At 56.9% G+C, this 17094-nt stretch carries 14 protein-coding genes; 5 read left to right on the top strand and 9 right to left on the bottom strand.

Going from position 1 to position 17094, the window contains the following annotated elements; translation table 11 throughout:
• Nucleotides 1-20: 20 nt before the first annotated feature.
• Nucleotides 21-2318: a penicillin-binding protein 1B gene (mrcB, locus tag FHR99_RS12055; protein ID WP_183410921.1), complete on the top strand. Its 2298-nt coding sequence runs from the start codon at nt 21-23 to the stop codon at nt 2316-2318.
• Complete coding sequence (locus FHR99_RS12060) at nt 2305-2901, top strand: NUDIX hydrolase (RefSeq protein WP_183410922.1); 597 nt, start codon at nt 2305-2307, stop codon at nt 2899-2901. The genes mrcB and FHR99_RS12060 overlap by 14 nt, the downstream gene beginning before the upstream one ends.
• Here FHR99_RS12060 and FHR99_RS12065 read toward each other — a convergent pair.
• From FHR99_RS12065 to FHR99_RS12090, 6 genes are all read right to left on the bottom strand, one after another.
• Nucleotides 2881-3540 carry a hypothetical protein gene (locus tag FHR99_RS12065; RefSeq protein WP_183410923.1) on the bottom strand — a complete coding sequence of 220 codons (660 nt, stop codon included), beginning with the start codon at nt 3538-3540 and terminating at the stop codon, nt 2881-2883. The genes FHR99_RS12060 and FHR99_RS12065 overlap by 21 nt on opposite strands.
• 117 nt (nt 3541-3657) lie before the next feature.
• Nucleotides 3658-4401, bottom strand: coding sequence for a TIGR04219 family outer membrane beta-barrel protein (locus tag FHR99_RS12070; protein WP_183410924.1), 744 nt, complete (start codon nt 4399-4401; stop codon nt 3658-3660).
• 76 nt (nt 4402-4477) lie between these two features.
• Complete coding sequence (gene hemB / locus FHR99_RS12075) at nt 4478-5497, bottom strand: porphobilinogen synthase (protein ID WP_183410925.1); 1020 nt, start codon at nt 5495-5497, stop codon at nt 4478-4480.
• A 19-nt stretch (nt 5498-5516) separates the two neighbouring features.
• A complete protein-coding gene (gene hemL / locus FHR99_RS12080) occupies nt 5517-6803 on the bottom strand; it encodes a glutamate-1-semialdehyde 2,1-aminomutase (RefSeq protein WP_183410926.1) in 1287 nt (428 codons plus the stop codon).
• Between the two features lie 76 nt (nt 6804-6879).
• Entirely contained in the window at nt 6880-7299 is a 420-nt protein-coding gene (gene hemJ / locus FHR99_RS12085) for a protoporphyrinogen oxidase HemJ (RefSeq protein ID WP_183410927.1), read from the bottom strand.
• A 17-nt stretch (nt 7300-7316) separates the two neighbouring features.
• Nucleotides 7317-9053 carry a chloride channel protein gene (locus tag FHR99_RS12090; protein WP_183410928.1) on the bottom strand — a complete coding sequence of 579 codons (1737 nt, stop codon included), beginning with the start codon at nt 9051-9053 and terminating at the stop codon, nt 7317-7319.
• Between the two features lie 162 nt (nt 9054-9215).
• Between FHR99_RS12090 and argC the strand changes: the two genes are divergently transcribed.
• Together argC and erpA are read left to right on the top strand one after the other, a co-directional pair.
• Nucleotides 9216-10256, top strand: coding sequence for an N-acetyl-gamma-glutamyl-phosphate reductase (gene argC, locus FHR99_RS12095; protein ID WP_183410929.1), 1041 nt, complete (start codon nt 9216-9218; stop codon nt 10254-10256).
• Between the two features lie 59 nt (nt 10257-10315).
• Nucleotides 10316-10669, top strand: a complete 354-nt coding sequence (erpA, locus tag FHR99_RS12100) for an iron-sulfur cluster insertion protein ErpA (protein ID WP_183410930.1) — start codon at nt 10316-10318, stop codon at nt 10667-10669.
• 19 nt (nt 10670-10688) lie between these two features.
• Here erpA and FHR99_RS12105 read toward each other — a convergent pair whose 3' ends face one another.
• Together FHR99_RS12105 and FHR99_RS12110 are read right to left on the bottom strand one after the other, a co-directional pair.
• On the bottom strand, nt 10689-11813 hold the full coding sequence (locus FHR99_RS12105) for an anhydro-N-acetylmuramic acid kinase (RefSeq protein WP_183410931.1): 1125 nt from the start codon (nt 11811-11813) through the stop codon (nt 10689-10691).
• 1 nt (nt 11814) lies between these two features.
• Nucleotides 11815-13164 (bottom strand): peptidoglycan DD-metalloendopeptidase family protein, encoded by a 1350-nt coding sequence (locus FHR99_RS12110; RefSeq protein WP_183410932.1) that lies wholly within the window; start codon nt 13162-13164, stop codon nt 11815-11817.
• A 221-nt stretch (nt 13165-13385) separates the two neighbouring features.
• Between FHR99_RS12110 and tyrS the strand changes: the two genes are divergently transcribed.
• Nucleotides 13386-14696 carry a tyrosine--tRNA ligase gene (gene tyrS, locus FHR99_RS12115; RefSeq protein ID WP_343067552.1) on the top strand — a complete coding sequence of 437 codons (1311 nt, stop codon included), beginning with the start codon at nt 13386-13388 and terminating at the stop codon, nt 14694-14696.
• Between the two features lie 2 nt (nt 14697-14698).
• On the opposite strand, the gene FHR99_RS12120 is transcribed toward tyrS, so the two are convergent.
• Entirely contained in the window at nt 14699-16777 is a 2079-nt protein-coding gene (locus tag FHR99_RS12120; RefSeq protein WP_183410934.1) for a putative bifunctional diguanylate cyclase/phosphodiesterase, read from the bottom strand.
• Nucleotides 16778-17094 lie beyond the last annotated feature (317 nt).

Genomic DNA, 17094 nt, shown 5'->3' on the forward strand with positions numbered 1-17094 from the left:
GAGCCTGCTAGACTACGACGATGCCAAAAAAGAAATCTTCGGCCCGCAAGCGCCAACCCAGACGTTTTTTCCGCTTTCAGACGCTATTCAAGCTGTTCGTTGTTTTCAGTGTGGTGGCCTTTGCCTTCCTTATTTACTGCGATATTCAGGTTCGCTCCGCTTTCAGCGATGTGCGCTGGCAGCAGCCGGCCAAGGTTTACGCCCGGCCGCTGATCCTGGCCCCCGGCGTGCCGCTCACGCCGCAGGAACTGGAATACGAGCTGGGTTTGCTCGGCTACCAGAATGATTCGCGGCTGCGTTATCCCGGCAGCTACTACCGCCAGCAAATGACCTTTGCGCTGCACTACCGCGATTTCGCCTTTCCGGATCAGCAGCGTCAGGCAGGGCGGGTGCTGGTGCATTTTTCCGGCGACAGCGTGCGCCGGGTAGAAGCCATGGGCGGTGAGCCCCTGGAAGAAGTCGTGCTGGAGCCCACAGTCATCGGCGGTATTTACCCGAATGTGCAGGAGGATCGCCTGCTCGTGCGGCTGGAAAATACCCCGCGTATGCTGGTGGAAGTGCTCCTGCAGGTTGAAGATAAGCAGTTCTACGAACATTTTGGTATTTCACCGCGCGGTATCGCCCGCGCCATGCTCGCCAACCTGAAAGCCGGACGCACGGTGCAGGGCGGCAGCACCATTACCCAGCAGTTAGTCAAAAATGTGCTTTTGACCCGCGAGCGAAGCCTGTGGCGCAAGTTCCAGGAAATGGTAATGGCCTTGCTGCTGGAGGTGCACTACAGCAAGGATGAAATCCTCGAGGCTTACATCAATCAGGTCTACCTTGGGCAAGAAGGCTCTCGCGCGATTCACGGTTTTGCGCTGGCTGCGCGCCACTACTACAACAAGCCTCTGGAAGAGCTGAATCTGGCCCAGACCGCCATGCTGGTGGGTTTGGTCAAAGGGCCGTCCTATTACGCGCCCTGGCGTCACGAGCAGCGCGCAAAAGAGCGCCGCAATCTGGTACTGGCAGAACTGGCTGAGGCGGGCTGGTTGTCGCAGGCGCAGCTAAAAGTCCAGCAGGCGCAGTCTCTGCAATTGGCCAAGAGCAGTGCGCTGGAAGGGGTCTTTCCCGCCTACGTCGACTTGGTCAGAAGGCAGTTGCGCCGGGACTACCGCAATGCCGATCTGGCAACCGAAGGTCTCAGAGTGTTCACGCCGTTCGATCCGCTGGTGCAGCGTCACGCCGAGCAGGCGCTCACGGCAACGCTGGATGGATTCGGTTCGCGTCAATCCGAACTTCAGGGCGCGATGACGGTGACCTCTGTCGACAATGCCGATGTGATTGCGATGGTAGGCGGGCGGCGACCGCGCTTCGCCGGTTTTAATCGTGCCCTCGATGCGCTGCGACCGGTGGGTTCGCTTATTAAGCCAGCGATCTACCTGACCGCCCTGCAGGAGCCCCACAGTTATACGCTGTCGACCTTTATCGATGACAACCCGATTGCGGTGAAAAACCCCGATGGCAGTCTGTGGAAGCCGACGAACTATGACGAGGAATTTCACGGGCGGGTCATGCTTCATGAAGCGCTGTCGCGTTCTTACAATCTCGCGGCCGCGCGCCTCGGCCTGGAGCTGGGCATCGACAAGGTGCTCCTCACACTGAAAAAATTGGGGGTTCAGCGTCCTCTCCCGGCCGTGCCGGCCATGCTGCTCGGGGCGGCGGAACTGTCACCTATTGAAGTGCATGCCATGTATCAGACGCTGGCGGCGAATGGCCGACTACAATCCCTGCGAGCCATCTATGCGGTGACTGACAGTCGCGGTCAGCTGCTGGCCCGTTACCCACAGAAGCCGCGGCAAACTGTGGATCAGGCCGCTGTGCACCTGCTGCAGTATGCGATGATCGAAACCGTGCGCGAAGGTACCGGCAAGGCGGTGTATCAGTCCTTGCCGGCAGATTATCGCGTTGCAGGTAAAACGGGCACGAGTAATGATTTTCGCGATTCCTGGTTCTCCGGGTTTGCCGGGGATTACGCCGCCACCGTCTGGCTCGGGAATGACGACAATTCGCCCACCGGTTTGACCGGCTCGGCGGGCGCGCTCAAGGCCTGGCGACAATTCATGGCCGGTGCCAGTCGCCAACCGATGCCCTTCCAGCCAGTTGAGGGTGTAACGTATCGCTGGATTGATCCGGAAAATGGTCGCGGCAGTCATGCCTGGTGTGAAGGAGCGCGGCAGATGCCCTTTATCGGCGGTTCCTGGCCCACGCAGGAATCCCCGCGCTGTGTGCGCACCCTCCCCAATATTTTTCAGTGGTTCCGCAATGTCTTCGACTGAGGTCTTCAAAACCCTGAATCAGGTGCAGGAAACCCTGTCACCGTTTCGGCCACGCAAGCGCTGGTTTCGCCGTTGGGTTAAACGATCGGCCGTGGCCATGCTGGTGCGCGATGGTAAGGCAGGGCCTGAAGTGTTGATGATTAAACGCGCCGAGCGGGAAGGCGATCGCTGGTCCGGTCATATGGCTTTTCCCGGTGGCCGGATGGAAACCGACGATCAGCACAGCAAAGCCACCGCGGAACGGGAAACCCGCGAGGAAATCGGGGTCGACCCCGCTAAAGTGGGCCACTGTATTGGCCGCTTGTCAGATATTATGACCCAGCCCCACAGTGGCCTGCGGCCCATGGTGATTACGCCTTATGTCTACGCCTTAAAGCGTTTTCCGGAACCGCGACCCAATTACGAAGTGGACGAGGTCATCTGGGTGCCGCTCAATTTTCTGGCGGATGAAGGCAACCGGGAAAAGATGATCTGGGAGAAGGGTCGGCTGAAAATTGAGCTGTCCTGCTACTGGTATCAGGAGCGCCGGATCTGGGGCTTGTCGCTGGCCATGCTGGACGAGCTAGTGAGTCTCTTCCAGTGATTCCAGTTTTTCGCGCAGATGCTGTTCACGCATCTGCTGCTCAAGAAATACTCGCGTATTCAGCTGCAGCGCTTCCTTGCCTTCACGGGGTGCAGCGGCTTCCGCCAGCAGCTCCTTGTCCGCGCGGCCATCAATAAAGGCTTTGATCAGCTCGAGACTCACCGGAGACTTTTTCCGGTCGAGATAGAACCAGCGACGCGCGTCATCTACATTGCCACTGAGATAGCCATTGTGGTGTTTCAGCCAATACACACCGCAGCGGCTCAGCTCGAAATCGCCGACCCGGCCATAGCTGAAGTTGGGCGTGCTGGGGTTGAAACCCCACTCCGGTGTTTCTTCAATACTGTCCAGCACCATCAGCCACTGACTGCCTTTTTCAAATTCCTTGACGTCCGCCCGACACAGATTGCCGATGGCGCCCCAGACTCGGATCTGTTCCTGAAACAGTTTGCCGCTCAGCACTTCCATAACGGACAGATCCATGGAGTTGCCGGCGTGACTCTGCACCTCACCCAACACGATGGTGTGTTCTTCAAGATCCAGTTCAGTGAAATTGCCTTCCCAAAGGCAGCGACAGGCTTGGGCAGGCAAAGCCGCCAGTAGAAAAATAAGGGGAATAAGAGTTGTGATTCGAAACATACGTCACCTTGCGCACTGCGACCAGAGACTACTTAAAGGCGGCGTTTTGCTCAAGTGACAACAGGCACAAAAAAGCCCGGCAATGCCGGGCTTTTTGCGTGGTACTGTGGCGGTCGATCAGATATCAACGACTACACCGAGGAAGGCACCTTCGACGGTCATGTTGAATTCCGCGTCGTCGTCTTCCGCGTCAATTTCAAAGGAACGAACGCCCGCTTCGAAAGCGACAATGCCGATTTCGTAGCCAATGCCCAGTTTAGTATCGATGATAGAGTCGTCATCGACCTTCAAGCCGTGGATCTCACCAGTGGCGTAGAGGCCGGTCAATGGCAGGTCAACACGGGCGCCGACATACAGCAAAGGAATGGTGAAATCGATGTCTGAGGTACCGGTCTGGTTGCCATCACTGATGGTGGCGTCCCCATCGAACATCCGTGCGGTCAGGCCCACATCGACTGACACGATATTGTCGAGGATTTCGTAGTACAGCGTGGCATCGATATGGCTCAGGTCGAAATCTGAGGTAACTTGGCTGTTTGCGGTATAGGTTTTACCGTCGTAGTTAAACGAGCGCGTCAGAGTCCCCGTTTCTTTAATTTCCATCTCGGTACTGGCAAGACGGATATTGGGCAGCACGGGAATCGGATGCTCCAGCGCGACGAAAATGCTGTTGGCGCGCTCATCGTCAAAGCCCAGATCATCCTCGAGATCAATCTTGTCATCGCCCGTCTCCTCGCCGCGCAGATCACCAGACCAACCTTGATTCCAGCTGTAGGCCCCAGCTGTTGCCCCAATAATGTCTGCCTGTGCACTGAAGGGCAGAGCCAGCGCCAGTGCGGCGCCCAGAAGTTTCTTATTCACGTTGTATAGCCTCTTTTGTTATGAGCGTGATGGGTCGAGTTTATGCAAAAACAGTGACGTTTCCTAGCGTTTGCCCCTATTTGGCATGGTCACGCAGGATGATTGCCGCCGCTTTTGCGAAGTAGGTCAATATGCCGTCGGCGCCGGCGCGCTTGAAGGCGAGCAGGGATTCCATAATGACTGCCTCGCGGTCGAGCCAGCCTTTTTCAAAGGCGGCGCAGTGCATGGCGTACTCGCCACTGACCTGATACACGTAGGTCGGCGCGGCCAGTTCATCTTTTACCCGGCGCACAATATCCAGATAGGGCATGCCGGGTTTGACCATAATCATATCGGCGCCTTCCTGCAGATCGAGGGCGCATTCGTGCAGGGCTTCGTCGCTGTTAGCCGGGTCCATCTGGTAGCTGTATTTATGGCCCTTGCCCAGATTGCCCGCCGAGCCAACCGCATCGCGGAAAGGTCCGTAATAACTGGAGGCGTACTTGGCCGAGTAGGCCAGAATGCGGGTGTTCACATGACCGGCGGCTTCCAGTGCCTGGCGTACGTCGCCGATGCGGCCGTCCATCATGTCTGAGGGAGCGACGACATCGGCGCCTGCGCGGGCATGGGACAGGGCCTGTTTGACCAGCGTATCGACGGTGCGATCATTCAGCACATAGCCCTTGTCGTCGATAATGCCGTCCTGACCGTGGGTGGTATAAGGGTCGAGGGCGACATCGGTGATGATGCCCAGCTCCGGGTATCTGTCCTTGAGGGCGCTGACGCAGCGTTGAACCAAGCCATTGCTGTTGTAGGCTTCTTCGGCCAGCTCGGATTTTCCCGCCGCATCGACCACCGGGAACAGGGCAATGGCGGGAATGCCCAGCTCGACCAGCTCCTTGGCTTCCTGCAATAACAGGTCGACGCTGAATCGCTCCACGCCCGGCATGGAGGCGACGGCCTCACGCTGGTTTTTGCCATCGAGGACAAACATCGGATAAATCAGATCGTCCACCGACAATCTGTTCTCCCGCATCAGGCGGCGCGAGAAATCATCCGCCCGCATACGCCGCATTCGGGTGGCGGGGAAGGGGCCTCGGGATAGGGATTTGCTCATGCCTGACTCCTGCTTGCTTTTAGGTGCGTAGAGTTTTAAAGACACGCTCGGCGGCCGCCAGCGTGTCGTTGATATCCTGATCGCTATGGGCTGCCGACAGGAAGCCCGCTTCATAGCTTGCCGGGGCCAGGTAAACGCCTTCATTCAGCATGCCGTGGAAGAATTTATTAAAACGATCCGTGTCGCAGGCCATGACCTGCTGATAGTTGGTGATGGTTTTTTCTTCGGTGAAAAAGACGCCGAACATGGTGCCCACATGATTGCTGGTCATGGGGATGCCAGCCGCATCGGCGCGTTCGCGCAGCCCTTTAACCAGCGCATCGGTTTTGGCAAACAGCGGCTCGTAAAAGTCGTTTTCCTGAACCGCTTTCAACATGGTTAAACCGGCAGCCATCGCCAGTGGATTGCCAGACAAGGTACCGGCCTGATACACCGGGCCAGCCGGTGCGAGCTGCTGCATGATGTCACTGCGCCCGCCAAAGGCCGCAACCGGCATGCCACCGCCCATGACTTTGCCGAGGGTGGTGATATCGGCGGTGACACCGTAATAGCCCTGAGCACCCTGCGGGCCGAGACGGAAGCCGGTCATGACCTCGTCGATAATCAGCAGGGCGCCGCTGTTGTCACATTGCTCACGCAGAGTTTCGAGGAAACCGGGGATGGGGGGCACGCAATTCATATTGCCCGCGACCGGCTCCACAATCACGCAGGCCACTTGATCGCCGATTTCTGCAAAGGCCTGCTTTACGCCTTCGATATCGTTGTAGGTGAGGGTGACGGTGTGATCGGCCAGTGATTTGGGAACGCCCGGCGAGCTGGGTACACCGAAGGTGAGCGCACCGGAACCGGCCTTGATTAAAAGGGAATCGGAGTGACCGTGGTAGCAGCCTTCAAACTTGATGATCTTGTCGCGACCGGTGGCGCCGCGCGCCAGACGAATGGCGCTCATGGTGGCTTCGGTGCCGGAGTTAACCATGCGCACCTGGTCCATGCCGGGCACGAGTTGGCAGAGAGTTTCGGCCAGTTCTGTTTCCAATGCGGTAGGCGCACCAAAACTCAAGCCCTTGTCGAGCTGTTTGCGCACGGCGTCGAGCACTTTGGGGTTGGCGTGGCCCAGCAGCATCGGCCCCCAGGACAAGACATAGTCAATGTAGCGTTTGCCATCGACATCAAACAGATAGGCACCTTCGGCCCGGTCGATAAAGACAGGCGTACCGCCGACGGCCTTGAAGGCGCGAACCGGAGAATTAACCCCGCCGGGGATGCGTTGTTTGGCGGCTTCGAAGAGGGTTTCTGAACCTTGCATACTGTCTCTCTTGTTTCTCTCTTGTAACTACATTGACGAAAATAATGGGCGGGATTATCCCTGATTGGGCCTGACTTTACAGGGGGCGCACCACCACCAGTATGACGGCGCCGAACAAGACCAGCACCGGTGCCTCGTTAAACCAGCGGTAAAAAACATGGCTGCGGACGTTTTCGTCCTGTTCAAAGCGCTTGACCAGCACACCGCAATACAGGTGATAGGCGACCAGTGCGGCTACCAGTGCGAGCTTGATCTGCATCCAGACTTCGCCGAGGTAGTAGCTCCAGTTTTGGGAGAGCAGGATCAAACCGAACACCACGGTCAGCACCGCAAAAGGGGAAATAAAACGGTAGAGTTTTCGCTCCATGATTTTCAGGTGTTCGCGGGTTGCGCTTTCTTCGGCCATGGTGTGATACACGAACAGCCGCGGCAGGTAAAAGATGCCGGCGAACCAGCAGACCATGGCGATGATGTGCAGAGCTTTGATCCAGAGCATTGTCAGTCCTGTGCGCGCTAAAAACGAATGGGTAGGTTGTAGTGGTCCGACAGGGCCTCACGGGTCAGAATCCCTTCGTCCGGCGGCCCGCGTCGCTGACGTCTGGCGGTCACGAATAAACTATCTAGGCCTTCCTGATTCATGGTTTCCAGCGCTTCCATCAGGGTGCCGTTGATATCAAACGCAGCGGTCCGGCGCCGGTTTTCCAGTGCAGCCAAAAGATCGAGGCTGTCGAGCTCTTTCTCATCTACCTCACTCAATACCGGAAACCAGTGCTCGCGATGGACGATAATACGTTGCCCTTCGGCGTTAGTGATCACCAGCCAGCGCACCGGATTTTCAAGCAAGTTGGCGAGCGTCTCGGCGTCGGGCTTCTGCGCCACATGTCGCAGGTTGCGATCGATCAGGGCGGCAGCGCTGGTTCGCAGTAGTGTTAGCGTTACCGGATTGGCGCGCACCGCCTGCTGGGTCGCCAGCAGGGTTGTCTGGTGCGCAGACTGCAACTTGAATAGTTCCCGGTGTACGAGCTGCGCTGCAATCACCGCCAGCATTGCCGGGAAAATGATGTTCAGGTTGTGGGTCAGCTCAATAACCGCCAGTAATGCCGCAAGCGGGGCATTGAGGATGGCGCCCATCACAGCAGCCATCCCCATCAAAACATAAAAATTGTGTTCCGCTGCCAATGTCGGCACCGCCATGGCGCCAAGCTGGCCTATCGCGCCGCCGGCAAAAGCGCCGATCAGAAGGGCAGGACCGATAATGCCGATGGGCATGCCCATGCCACAAGACACCGAGGTGGCAATGAGTTTCAGCAGCATCAAGATCAGCAATAGTTGCAGGCCGTAGCTGCCGTCCAGCGTTGCCTGAAGGCTGTCATAGCCAATGCCGAGCACTTGCGGTGCGGCCAGTGCGCACAGACCGGTGACAAATCCGGCGATGCCCAGTCGCAACCAGACCGGGCGATTGGCCCAACGCAGACAGCGACTCTGAATCAGCACAAAAACACTCGACAGCACGCCGCCAAGGCAGCCCAGTAGAGCGATAAAAGGTAATTCAAGCAGCGAACTCATATTCACGTCGCCCGCCGGCAAAAAGACGATGGCGCCGAATACCGCCTGCGACAGGGTGGTGGCAATCACGGCCGCCAGTATGACCGGCACAAAGCCCGCCACGGTGTATTCCATCATTACCACTTCCATGGCGAAGATGACGCCGGCAATCGGGGTGTTAAACGATGCTGCAATCGCCGCTGCGGTGCCGCAGGCTGACATCACCCTCAGGCTGTTGTTCGGCAGCCGCAAGCCGGCACCAAACAGGCTGCTGGCAGCGGCGCCAATATGCACGGCCGGGCCTTCGCGCCCGCCGGACTGACCGCTCAACAGAGCGACCAGACCGCCTATAAACTGGGTGATCATATTGCCCGGTGGCAGGCGGCCGCGGCCATTGTGCAGGGCGGCAATTACATGGGGAATCCCGGTAAAGCGGTGGATAGGGTTTACAAATTGAAGGCCCATACCGAGTAGCAGTGCGCCACCGAACGGCAGCGCGAAGTGCCACAGGCTGCGCAAACCTTCGAAATTTTCCGCCGAACCCCCGGGTAGCCAGTAGGCGAGTGGCCACTCTAATGCCAGCCGGAAAAGGATCATCAGCACGGCGGTAACAGCGCCAGCGACGATGCCAAGCACTGCGTAGGGCAGCGCGGCCTCGGGGCTAGCCAGACGACGTCGGAAATGGGGCAACAGGTCGCGCATCATTTCGGCGTGCCGGAGAATTGGCGGCTTGGTGGTGTTAGTTCGGTCATCCTGCCTTCGCGTGTGCGCTGTAAATCCAGTATTATACGGGGCCTTATCACCGCAGGCCTAATGGCTGTGCTCTTGTGGTTTCAAATAGTTAAAGAACTTGGCAGGGACTAAACAGTGTTAAAGGTAGGTATTGTTGGAGGCACCGGGTATACCGGCGCGGAATTGCTGCGGATTCTGGTTGATCACCCGGATGCGGAAGTGGCGATGATTACCTCGCGCGGTGAAGCGGGGGTGGCCGTTGATGAGCTGTTTCCGAGCCTGCGCGGCCGACTCGACCTGAAATTTACCGAGCCTGACACCGAGCAGCTCGCTGCTTGCGACGTGGTGTTTTTCGCCACCCCGCACAATGTTGCCATGAACAGTGTGCCGGAGCTGTTGAAAGCTGGTGCCCGCGTTATCGACCTGTCGGCGGATTTCCGAATTCGCGACGCCAAGCTCTGGAGCGAGTGGTACCGCGAAGAGCATGTCTGCCCCAATCTTCTGGAAGAAGCGGTTTATGGTCTGCCGGAAATTTTCGGTGACAAACTGCCGCAAGCGCGGCTCGTAGCTTGTGCCGGCTGTTACCCCACGGCCATCCAGCTGGGCTTCTGGCCCTTGTTGGAACAGAAACTGGTAGATTTTAATAGCCTGATTGCCAGCGCGGCGTCGGGCGTCAGCGGTGCCGGTCGGCAGGCCAAGGTGAACAACTTGTTCACCGAAGTGTCTGAGAACTTTAAGGCCTACGGCGTGTCCGGTCACCGTCATATGCCGGAAATTGATCAGGGCTTGTCCTGGGCGGCGGGTGAATCGGTTTCTGCGGTGTTTACACCCCACCTGTTGCCGATGATTCGCGGCATTCACGCGACACTGTATGCGAAACTGCGCGACCCGGCGGTGGCCATCGACGAACTGCAATATCTGTTTGAAGAGCGTTTCCAGAACGCGCCCTTCGTGGATGTGATGCCGCTGGGCAGTCACCCGGAAACCCGGAGCGTGAAAGGCAGTAATAAACTGCGTTTGGCCCTGCATCGACCACCCCAGAGCGATATGGTGGTGGTGCTTGCTGCGGAGGACAATCTAGTTAAAGGTGCGTCTGGTCAGGCGATTCAATGCATGAACTTGATGTTCGGGCTTGAGGAAACTGCCGGTCTCGGCGCCATTGCCGTATTGCCGTAAACTTGATTGATTTAGTCGGTTATTTGAAAATTTCACTCAGTCGTTGAGTGAGGAGTTGTATGTCCAGCGTTGAGCAGTTTACCCCGACCGTGGTCAGCCTGACCGAGCGTGCCGTGCATAAGGTGCGTTCGTTGAAGGAAGAAGAGGACAATGAGGAACTCAAGTTACGGGTATTCGTAACGGGCGGCGGTTGCTCGGGCTTCCAATACGGTTTTACCTTCGATGAGCTGGTGGCTGACGACGACACAGCCGTCGCTATTGAAGACGTTACCGTGTTGGTTGATCCGCTCAGCTACCAGTATCTGGCCGGGGCCGAAGTCGACTATGAAGAGGGCCTGGAGGGCTCGCGCTTTCTGGTCAAAAACCCCAATGCCAGCACCACCTGCGGCTGCGGCTCGTCCTTTTCTATCTAAGTACTTGTCTATTTAAGTGTCAGGCGCTGTAGAGGGCGCCTAGCACGACTTCTTTTGAAGCCCCAGTGACACTCGGCAGATTTCCCGACAGAGCGTTTAGTCGTCGCCAAGCCAGCCAGGCGAAGGCGACTGCTTCCACGTGCAAGGGGTGCAGCCCGAGACTTTCCGTGCTCGCGACCAGTGTGGGGTGAATCAGGGTTTCCAGGCGTTGCATCAAGGCTGTATTGAAGGCACCGCCGCCGCAGACAAAAAGCTGCGAGGGCATTTTCGGCAGGCGGCTCAGACTGTCGCTGATTGTTTGGGCGGTCAGTTCGAGCAGTGTCGCTTGTACGTCTTCCGCGCAGGGTTGCGAGGCCAGTGATGCCAGTGCCCATTGCAGCTCTCCTGCATCAAAATCTTCTCGCCCGGTACTGCGTGGGCCTGCTTGGTATTGGAAATAGGGGTGGTTCAACAGCTTGGTCAACAGCTCGGGAATCACGCTGCCTCTGGCAGCGATCTGCCCCTTGTCGTCAAAGGGTTGATCAAATGCCTGTTGTACCCAAGTGTCCATCAACACATTGCCCGGGCCGGTATCAAAACCCAGAGCCGCATCGTTGCCATCCAGCCAGGTAATGTTGGCCATCCCTCCGATATTGACCACTGCCCGGCAGGTTCCGGTTTTCGCGAACAGCGCCTGATGCAGTGCTGGGGCCAGCGGCGCTCCCTGACCGCCCTCGGCAATGTCTCGGCGGCGAAAGTCGGCAACAACCGGGATGCCGGTCTGGCTGGCAAGGGTATTTGCATCCCCAATTTGCAGGGTGAATGCCTGGTCGGGGTGGTGCGTTTCAGAAGGGGGGCGGTGGCGTATGGTCTGGCCGTGGCAGCCAATCGCGGTGATGTCTTCTGGCTTGCGCCGGGTCTTTTTCAGCAGCGCATTAACGGCGCTCGCATATTCACTGCCGAGCCAGCGGTCCAACCTGCCAAGTTGTTCGATCTCATTGTCGCCGGGCTGGCAGAGGGCGCGCAGTTGGTTTTGGAGTTCGCTGGGAAAGGGCTGACTGTAATGCGCCTCCACCTGTGGGAGGCCTTCGGCATTGAGTGTACAGAGAACGCAATCTATCCCGTCCAGACTGGTGCCGGACATGATGCCGATAAAGCGCTCCATGTCAGCCGGCGTCGACGCTGGCGTTGCTCGGACTGCGATAACCTGCCTGCACGGCATAGGTAGACAGCTGCAGGTGCATACCGTGCACGGCTTTTCGGTACTGGCTCATCTCCGTAGCAGTAATCTTCTTGGCTTTGGGGAGCTTGTCGAGGATGGTGCGGGGGTTGCGATGTACCCCGTTGAGCAAAAATTCATAGTGCAGGTGGGGGCCGGTGGCATAGCCCGTCGAGCCAACCCAGCCGATGATCTGGCGCTGGTCTACTCGCTCGCCCTTGCGCACGGCCTTGCGATCCAGATGCAGGTATTTGGTGATGTATTGGGAGCCGTGCTGAATAACCACGTAGTTGCCGTTGGCTCTGGTGTAGCCGGCTTCAATAATACGGCCGTCGCCCGCCGCGTAAACCGGGGTGCCTCGTGGTGCGGCGTAATCAATGCCGCGATGAGGTCGTACGGTTTTGAAAACCGGGTGCAGACGATTGGGGTTGAACTGGGATGAAATACGCGAGAATTCCAGCGGTGCGCGAAGGAAGGCCTTCTGCATGCTTTCGCCATTCAGCGCGTAGTAGCCGGTTTTGCCCAAGGTGTTGGTATAGCGATAGGCCTGATAGCTGCGGCCGCGGTTGACGTATTCAGCGGCCAGAATCTTGCCGGCTTTGTAGCGCTCGCCATCCAGATAGAGTTCTTCGTAGAGCACAATAAAGTGATCGCCGGCCCGCACGTCGTACACAAAGTCCATGACCCCGCCAAAGATATTGGCCAGTTCCATGATGAGGCGCTCGGGCATGTCCGCATCTTCGGCGGCTTTGTAGAGCGAGCTGGAGATTGTTGCGCTGGTCACACGGGTACGAATTTCGGGTTCGCGATTCAGCTCGGATACCTGAAAACCATCCGGCGCGCGCTCGTAGAGCAGGGTGGTCATTTCACTCTTTTTGACCTTCAGGCCCAGCAGCTTGCCGTGTTCGATATGAAACGCCAGTTCCTGACCGGGCCGCAGCCGGGTCAGCGGGCGGGTCAGTTCGGTGCCGGTCAATAGTTCGTGTACATCCGCCGCGGAGAGGCCGTGACGCTGAAAAATGATGGAGAGGCTCTCGCCACTGCGGACTTTGGTTTCCTGCCAGTGATTCACCGGCGCAATGACTTCCTCGGCAGCCGGGCTAAAGCGATCAACCTCGGCGGGGGTAATGTCGAGCGGTAAGGGAATGGCGGTGCGCTTGGCCTCGGCCTGTTCGCCGGGCAGCAATAACAGGAGTAGAACAACCGCAACAAAGGTCGACGCGGCCGCCGCGAGTTGCTTGCGCGGTGGTCTGCGCTGCTCGAGCCTTTCCTGCCTGTACACTGATATTGGTTGCATGAATCCGACGCGTCTTTTTTTATGTACCACTATAACCCGCCAACGGACGAATGAGAACTGACAGTAAATGTAGCGCTTTTAAACACTTATTCAGGAAACCTATAATAGAGCATCAAACGCTGGCGATAAAGTGCTAGCTTACCCCCGAGCGCTTGCAATTCGGGGCCTTTACTGTATTGTGCCAGCTCTTTTTTCTGGGGCTATAAGAATTTATCCGGAGTGTGATGGTGGTAAACAATGATCTGATTGCGGACTTGCAGGCACGCGGCCTGATCGCCCAGATGAGCAGCGAAGACGAGCTGGCGAAGCATTTGAGCGAAGGTTCCCGCACCCTGTACTGCGGCTTTGACCCCACCGCAGATAGCCTGCATATCGGCAGCTTGGTTCCCTTGCTGACGCTCAAGCGTTTTCAGCTCGCGGGGCATAAGCCGCTCGCTCTGGTCGGTGGTGCTACCGGGCTGATTGGTGATCCCAGCTTCAAGGCTCAGGAGCGTCAACTCAACACACCTGAGGTTGTCGCGGGCTGGGTCGATAAGATCCGCGCCCAAGTCAGTCAATTTGTCGATTTTGACTGCGGCCAGAATTCTGCCGAAGTGGTCAATAATCTCGACTGGATCGGCAAGATCAATGTGCTGGATTTTCTGCGCGATGTGGGTAAGCACTTCGCCGTCAATGCCATGATCCAGAAAGAGTCGGTCAAGCAGCGCATCGAGCGTGAAGGTGAGGGTATTTCCTTTACCGAGTTTACCTACATGATTCTGCAGTCCTATGATTTTGCCGAACTTAACAAGCGCAATGACTGCACCCTGCAGATCGGCGGCTCCGACCAGTGGGGCAATATCACAGGTGGTATTGATCTATCGCGCCGCCTGAATCGTTCGCAGGTATTTGGTCTGACCCTGCCGTTGGTCACCAAGGCCGACGGCACCAAGTTCGGTAAGACGGAAGCCGGTACGATCTGGCTGGATCCGGCCAAGACCTCCCCCTACGCCTTTTACCAGTTTTGGCTCAATACCGCAGACGCAGATGTCTACAAGTTTCTAAAGTTCTTTACCTTTCTGTCGCCGGCTGAGATCGACGAGATCGAGGCGGCAGACAAGGCTGCCCAAGGGCGCCCGCAGGCGCAGGCTATCCTGGCGCGGGAAGTGACACGCCTGATTCACGGTCAAGGCGGCCTGACGGCGGCCGAGCGCATAACCGAAGCCCTGTTCAGTGGTGATGATGAGCAATTGTCTGCTGAAGATTATGCCCAGCTGCAATTGGATGGTCTGCCCAGCTCGGTGCTTGATCCGTCAACGCTTGGCGAAACGCCGTTGACGCAAGTGCTTGCTGATGCCGGCATGGCTGCATCGGGTAAACAGGTAAAGGATGCATTGGGTCGTAATGCGGTATTCATCAATGGTCAGCCAGTCGGCTTGGACGATATGATGAACTCACCGGCGGTGTTTGCGGCGGACCGAGCGCGGTTCGGGCGGTATTTCTTGGTGAAGCTGGGCAAGAAAAAATACCACTTGTTCGCAACCGCGGTGTAGGTTCAGTTCGCCGCGGCCAGCCTTTTTCCGGCAGCAAGCCACTGTAAAAACTTGTCTTCCGGCAAGGGTTTGCTGAATAGATAGCCTTGAAATTGGTCGCAGCCCATTCGCTTCAGCGCTTCCATTTGGCGCTGGGTCTCCACGCCCTCCGCCACCGTTCCCATGTTCAGTGCTCGGCCCATTTGAATAATAGCGCGCACCAGCTGTTCACCCTGCGGCTCTTCCATATTATCGACAAAGCGCTTGTCGATTTTCAGTACGTCCAGTGGCAGGTTCTGAAGATAGGACAGTGAGGAATATCCCGTCCCGAAGTCGTCGATGGCAATGCTGACGCCTAATTCTCGAATGGATTCCAGAAGTTCCTGGTTGGCGGCCGTTGTCTCTACCAGGGCAGACTCTGTTAATTCCAGTTCAATCCGGCTGGCCTCTAGCGCAAACTCCGCCAGACAGTCGGTCAAGGTGGCTTTCAGGTTGTCATCAGCGAGCTGCAAGGGGCTGATGTTAATGGACAGTCGATCGGGCAAACGTAGTCCGCGATCCTGCGCGCGGCGCAAAAAGCGGCAAGCGTCGCGAATAACCCAGGCGCCAAGATCAGTCATAAAGCCGGATCGCTCCGCCAGACTGATAAACTGAATCGGCGGGATGATGCCCTCTTGGTGATGCTTCCAGCGCACTAATGCTTCTGCGCCAAGGCAGATACCGGACGGGTTTACTTTGGGTTGAAAGTGCAGTTCGAATTCACCGTAGGCCAGGCTGGTTTTGAAGTCAGCCTCAAGGCGACGGTCGCGGGCAAGCTGGGCCGATAGCGTATCGTTGTAAAATACGCTGCGATTGCGTCCGAGCTGTACCGCTTCATTCAGGGCCTGTTCGACGCGGTAGAGGAGGTTTTCGGCGGTGTCTTCCTTGCAGGCGTCGATAATGCCCACGTTGAAACTGATTTCGACTCGCTGACGCCCCAGGAAGAAGGGTTTGATCAGATTGTCATTGAGGTAGCTGCCACTGTCGATGTTGTTAATCTGTTGGAAAAAGGCCTCGTTTATGGAGCTCACTACCACGCAGAATGTGTTGTCATGGACGCGTGCAATAACGTCTTCCGGCCCAAGTGTTTCCTTGATGTGCCCTGCAATCGTATTCAGAAGCTGGTCGGCGTTAGTGTTACCGAAGCGCAGGCGAATGCCCCTGAAGTCTCGAATCTGAGCCAGCATCACCACGCGGCAGGGCGCCGCCCCAGCGAACTCTTTGCTGAGGTAGTCGCGCAGCCACAGCTCATTGGGTACGCCGGTCAACTCGTCGAAGTAAGCCTGTTTGCGCAACTTTGTTTCACTCTGGGTGCGGCGGTCTATTTCCTTGCGCAGCCTCGTGCTTTGGGATTCGAGTCGCTTGACGGCGAGCTGGTGTTCTCTGCCGTAGCAGATCGAAATGATGGCAAGCAGCCAGAGTAGTGGGACCCCGGTTGGAAAGCGGCTGTCGCCTATACCGAGATCATAAGCTGTGCGAACGATAATCGAGACGATTTGTATCAGAATGTAAGACAGCAGGCACAAGGTGGTTATCCGATCGCCACGTCGGATGGTCGATATCATAGCGGTGAGGCACCACCCGTAAATTGCCAGAACGAGCATATTTATGGCGGCACCCATCGGCGATTGGGGGTTTTCTATTAAGAAAACGTTCTGCAGTAGATAAGTTTTTTTTCCTACCAGCTCCAGACCGGGTAGTAGGCTTTGTGCGGGGGTCGCGATAGTCAGTAGAACAATAGCGGCCAAGACCGCCGATGTTACCCAGAGGCCGGTGCGGACGTAGCGGTGCCTGATTTGGCCTGAAATCAGCGCTATCAGCCAGGCAAAGGCCCCAACATTGCCAAGCCCGCCAAGGGTTTGCCATTTCGCTGCGCTGTAGGACTGGGCTAGTGAATCTGCGTTGTACCAGGCTGCTGAGGCCAGCAGGAAAATTGCATTAAACCCGCATATAAAGGCAAATGCCCGAAATACACGGACATTACGGCTTAAGTGTCCTAGCCAGAGGGCCTGAATCGCAGCAAAAATGGATACTGCGGCGGCCGCGTTGAGCAGCGAGATCATGCGAGTAACAATGGCAGCCGGTTGTTGGGTTATTCGATCATAGCAGTGCGCTTTTTGAGCGCCAGTCAGTATCCTTACCTATATAAGACTGCGGCAGGGTGGTTGTAGCTATTGAGCAATAAATAACCACCTGAAATTCTTTTACATTTTTTTTGAAAAAGGGCTTGCAGTGAAATCCGGCATCTATATAATGCGCATCCTCGCTTGGGGGAACACACCTACAGCGACATCGAAAGCCCTGGCGGCTTCGAGTTATTTAACAAATCGAGATTAAGTAATTTGTGTGGGCACTTGTGTGGTGATGTGACGACAATCAT

Origin of the sequence: Litorivivens lipolytica, assembly GCF_014191715.1 — a bacterium.
Taxonomy (GTDB): Bacteria; Pseudomonadota; Gammaproteobacteria; order Pseudomonadales; family Spongiibacteraceae; genus Litorivivens; species Litorivivens lipolytica.

Coding starts and splice junctions, on each gene's coding strand:
- mrcB (WP_183410921.1), top strand. CDS start 21: ATGCCAAAAAAGAAATCTTCGGCCCGCAAGCGCCAACCCAGACGTTTT.
- FHR99_RS12060 (WP_183410922.1), top strand. CDS start 2,305: ATGTCTTCGACTGAGGTCTTCAAAACCCTGAATCAGGTGCAGGAAACC.
- FHR99_RS12065 (WP_183410923.1), bottom strand. CDS start 3,540: ATGTTTCGAATCACAACTCTTATTCCCCTTATTTTTCTACTGGCGGCT.
- hemB (WP_183410925.1), bottom strand. CDS start 5,497: ATGAGCAAATCCCTATCCCGAGGCCCCTTCCCCGCCACCCGAATGCGG.
- hemL (WP_183410926.1), bottom strand. CDS start 6,803: ATGCAAGGTTCAGAAACCCTCTTCGAAGCCGCCAAACAACGCATCCCC.
- hemJ (WP_183410927.1), bottom strand. CDS start 7,299: ATGCTCTGGATCAAAGCTCTGCACATCATCGCCATGGTCTGCTGGTTC.
- FHR99_RS12090 (WP_183410928.1), bottom strand. CDS start 9,053: ATGATGCGCGACCTGTTGCCCCATTTCCGACGTCGTCTGGCTAGCCCC.
- erpA (WP_183410930.1), top strand. CDS start 10,316: ATGTCCAGCGTTGAGCAGTTTACCCCGACCGTGGTCAGCCTGACCGAG.
- FHR99_RS12105 (WP_183410931.1), bottom strand. CDS start 11,813: ATGGAGCGCTTTATCGGCATCATGTCCGGCACCAGTCTGGACGGGATA.
- FHR99_RS12110 (WP_183410932.1), bottom strand. CDS start 13,164: ATGCAACCAATATCAGTGTACAGGCAGGAAAGGCTCGAGCAGCGCAGA.
- FHR99_RS12120 (WP_183410934.1), bottom strand. CDS start 16,777: ATGATCTCGCTGCTCAACGCGGCCGCCGCAGTATCCATTTTTGCTGCG.